5 protein-coding genes are annotated in these 3,507 nt (G+C 36.9%); 2 read left to right on the top strand and 3 right to left on the bottom strand.

Annotation, left to right across the window (positions count from 1 at the left end):
* Both VNJ50_RS09530 and VNJ50_RS09525 read left to right on the top strand, forming a co-directional pair.
* A partial coding sequence (locus VNJ50_RS09530; protein WP_325581271.1) for a Gfo/Idh/MocA family oxidoreductase occupies positions 1 to 755 on the top strand: 755 nt, incomplete at its 5' end.
* A 274-nt stretch (positions 756 to 1,029) separates the two neighbouring features.
* The gene (locus VNJ50_RS09525; protein WP_325581269.1) at positions 1,030 to 1,620 is read left to right on the top strand and encodes an acyltransferase; all 591 of its coding nucleotides are present in this window, start codon (positions 1,030 to 1,032) and stop codon (positions 1,618 to 1,620) included.
* A gap of 15 nt (positions 1,621 to 1,635) precedes the next feature.
* Here VNJ50_RS09525 and VNJ50_RS09520 read toward each other — a convergent pair whose 3' ends face one another.
* The 3 genes from VNJ50_RS09520 to VNJ50_RS09510 form a co-directional block, all read right to left on the bottom strand.
* Complete coding sequence (locus VNJ50_RS09520) at positions 1,636 to 2,184, bottom strand: dihydrofolate reductase family protein (RefSeq protein ID WP_325581267.1); 549 nt, start codon at positions 2,182 to 2,184, stop codon at positions 1,636 to 1,638.
* Positions 2,185 to 2,422: 238 nt separating this feature from the next.
* A complete protein-coding gene (locus tag VNJ50_RS09515) occupies positions 2,423 to 2,776 on the bottom strand; it encodes a DUF1801 domain-containing protein (protein WP_325581265.1) in 354 nt (117 codons plus the stop codon).
* Between the two features lie 201 nt (positions 2,777 to 2,977).
* Entirely contained in the window at positions 2,978 to 3,328 is a 351-nt protein-coding gene (locus VNJ50_RS09510) for a VOC family protein (protein ID WP_325581263.1), read from the bottom strand.
* Between the last annotated feature and the right edge of the window lie 179 nt (positions 3,329 to 3,507).

Genomic DNA, 3,507 nt, shown 5'->3' with positions numbered 1-3,507 from the left:
GCCATAAAATTGACTATGTATCGATCTGCTCTCCTAATTATTTGCACGACTCACACATCCGATTTGCTTTGCGAAGCGGTGCCGATGCCATTTCAGAAAAACCTTTGGTCCTTAATCCGTGGAATGTGGATCAATTGAAAGTGATTGAAAATGAAACAGGGAAAAAAATTTATAACATCCTACAGCTCAGATTACACCCATCAATCATCGCTTTAAAAGAAAGAATTACAGCAGAATTGGAAAAAGACCCCAATAAAGTGTACGACATAGATTTGACGTATTTGACTTCAAGAGGACGATGGTATTTTGTGTCGTGGAAAGGTGATGAAGCCAAATCTGGCGGCATCGCATCAAATATAGGTGTCCATTTTTATGATATGCTATGCTGGATTTTTGGCGACGTCATAGAAAATAAAGTCCATTTAAAAACATCAGACACCAATGCTGGCTATTTACAATTAAAGCACGCCAAGGTAAGATGGTTTTTGTCCGTCAACGCCAATTATATTCCCGACGCAGTCAAAAATGCTGGACTTTCAACATACCGATCCATAGAAATCGATGGGGAAGAAATAGAGTTTAGCGGTGGCTTTACAGATTTGCACACTAAAAGTTACGAGGCCATTTTAAGAGGTGATGGCTTTGGTCTTGACGAAGCCTATAGTGCCGTCCAAACCATATCCACCATCAGAAATCTTGATCCTATTGGACTGATAGGCGATTACCATCCGTTTTGTAAAAATGTAAAAAGATAGTAAACAGGTTTAATAAACTTAACAATAAATAACTTAACACTTAGCCTAAAATAGCCGGATTTAAGAATGCATCCTGATGACCGATGGCGGAAGACTGATGACGGAAGGACAAAGTGTAGTTTTACAAAATCGTCCTATGTCAACAGCCAATTGTTACAAGTCTAGCAATCAATGACGGACAACAGATAACTGATAACTGATAACTGATAACTGACAACTGACAACTGACAATCAATACTAATCCCTAATCCCTAATCCCTAATTCCCAGAATCCATGAATCCATTTTTCATACATGAATCCAGTTATATCGATACCGATGTGACGATCGGAAAAAACACTAAAATCTGGCATTTTTGCCATATTTTGTCCAATACCCAAATTGGGGACAATTGTTCCTTTGGGCAAAATTGTGTGGTGGGTCCCAACGTAAGCATTGGAAATAATGTCAAGGTTCAGAATAATATATCCATTTACGAAGGCGTTGAAGTTGAAGATGACGTATTTATTGGCCCGTCCGTAGTTTTTACCAATGTGATCAATCCTCGAAGTTTTATAGTCAGAAAACAAGAATACAAAAAGACGCTTTTAAAAAAAGGAGCTTCCATTGGTGCTAACGCAACCATTGTTTGCGGGAACACAGTTGGCGAGTATGCCTTAATTGGTGCCGGAACAGTAGTCACCAAAAACGTACCCAATTTTGCATTGGTCGTTGGCAATCCTGGACGTCAAGTGGGCTGGGTGAGCAAAGCAGGTCATAAATTAAAATTTGATGACAGCCATCTCGCAGAATGCCCAGAAACAGGAGAACGCTATTTATTGAATGCAGGCAACGTTGTTGTATTGGAATATGAGAATAGAGATTAGTGACTAGTATTTCTACTATTTTAAGGGTTCGTAATAAAGTACAATTGCACCAGAACCAAAAGTTTTTGTTTTTATGAGCTTAAACATGGTCCTATCTTTTATTTTGTCAAACAACGGCAAACCTTTTCCAACGAGAACAGGATGAACACAAAGCTGAAACTCATCAATCAAATTAAGGTTTATGAGCTGAATAATTAAACTCCGACTGCCCACCAAAATATCTTTGCCGGATTTGTTTCTAAGATCTAACACCTCTTCTTCCAAAGCTTTATTTGCCAGCAATGCAGATTTCCATTGCGTATGTTTCAGCGTATTCGAAAAAACAATCTTTTGAATATTATCTATTGTTACTGCAAATTCGTCCATTGATTTTTCACCTGACGGATTTTTTAGCAGCGTTTTCCAATATTCCATAAGTTGATAGGTTATCCTGCCGTATAAAATAGTATCGGCGTTAGCTAAAAGATTGGTGTAATGTTGGTGAAGTTCATCATCTGGAATTATTGCCGTATGGTCGCAAAATCCGTCAATTGTCATATTGATTGCTGCAACTAACTTTCTCATGTTTTGTTTATTAGAACATTTTGGTTTTTATTCATTATAGTTTCGAGGCCTGCTCATCCAAAAGCTCAACAATCTGCCGCTTGTCAAAACGGAAAATGTGCATCACCACGACTTTAAATTATTGAGCGATTTTCTATGATTGTCCTTTGATAGCGAATTGCAAAAAACTTGGGCTTTTTTCCTCTTTTACATTCTCATTAGATGTTCTGAGTAACGCTGCTTTCTATCTCAACCATGTTCACTTCTTCATTTTAGATTCATTCTCTTCCAATCTAAACTTTACAATGCGTTGGATGAGTTCATAAGGAATTGGCTGATCTAAAGGAAATTGAACTGAACCTCTTCCCTGTTTATATTGGGATAGCTCATTTTTGAACCCGATATTTCCGGATGGCGTTGCATATAAACCAATGTGATTTTTGTACCCCGCAAAATATATTAATGGCTTGCCGTTTGTTTTGTAACCAGGCATTCCATAAGAAATAATTTCCTCGGCATTTGGAGCTATGGTTTTTACAATCTGTCTGATTTGTTGCAATGTCTCCTTAACTATTTCTGGAAATTGATTTATATAAACATCAACCGGATTCATTTTATTTTTGATAAACTTTTATAATTCTGTATTTCAAGTAAGCTCCTATTTGGCTAATGCATTGCTACTTTGAAGAAGATTCTTTCTAAGTAGTATTGCCGATTTTTGATTTACAGATGCTGTTTTGGATCAAAATCAATCATCCATTGCACACCATATTGGTCCGCAAAGAGACCGAAATATGAACCCCAAGGACTTTCTTCAAGAAGGCACTTCAATTCTACCACCAACTGAAAGCGCATTATACAATTTGACTGCTTCTTCTTTGCTTTCTGCTGTGATTGCAATGTGGAAATTATCTCCAAAGGTAAATTTTCGTCCATCTCTTTCTGACATCGCATCCGAACCCATTAAAATATTGCCTTTTCCTAATGGCAGAGCAATGTGCATTATTTTATTTTGGTCCGCTTCGGCAATTTTATATTCTCCAGATCGTGGTAAGTCTTTATAGCGAACCGTTTTAATAAATTCGCCACCTAATACCGATTTGTAAAAATTAAACGCTTCCTCGGTATTCCCTAGGAAATGCAAATAGGGATTGAATATTGCCATGGTTTTATCGTTTTTAAGTGAATTTATTTCTCAAACTCTATTTGATAAATAGTTCTGATTTAAATTTTTCAGCTCCTTATTTATACATCAGGAATTTCTGGTTCTACCAATTTAATTAATTTATCTAAAGAATCCTGCCATCCCAAATAGCACATTTCAACAGGTATCTCAGAAGGTAT

Source organism: Gelidibacter sp. (assembly GCF_035577925.1).
GTDB lineage: Bacteria > Bacteroidota > Bacteroidia > Flavobacteriales > Flavobacteriaceae > Gelidibacter.
Note: the sequence above shows the minus strand (reverse complement) of the source record. Positions and strands in the feature narration are given on the sequence as shown.

Excerpts from the sequence above, each read along its gene's own strand:
- VNJ50_RS09510 (WP_325581263.1), bottom strand. The coding sequence starts at position 3,328 with ATGGCAATATTCAATCCCTATTTGCATTTCCTAGGGAATACCGAGGAA.
- VNJ50_RS09520 (WP_325581267.1), bottom strand. The coding sequence starts at position 2,184 with ATGAGAAAGTTAGTTGCAGCAATCAATATGACAATTGACGGATTTTGC.
- VNJ50_RS09525 (WP_325581269.1), top strand. The coding sequence starts at position 1,030 with ATGAATCCATTTTTCATACATGAATCCAGTTATATCGATACCGATGTG.
- VNJ50_RS09515 (WP_325581265.1), bottom strand. The coding sequence starts at position 2,776 with ATGAATCCGGTTGATGTTTATATAAATCAATTTCCAGAAATAGTTAAG.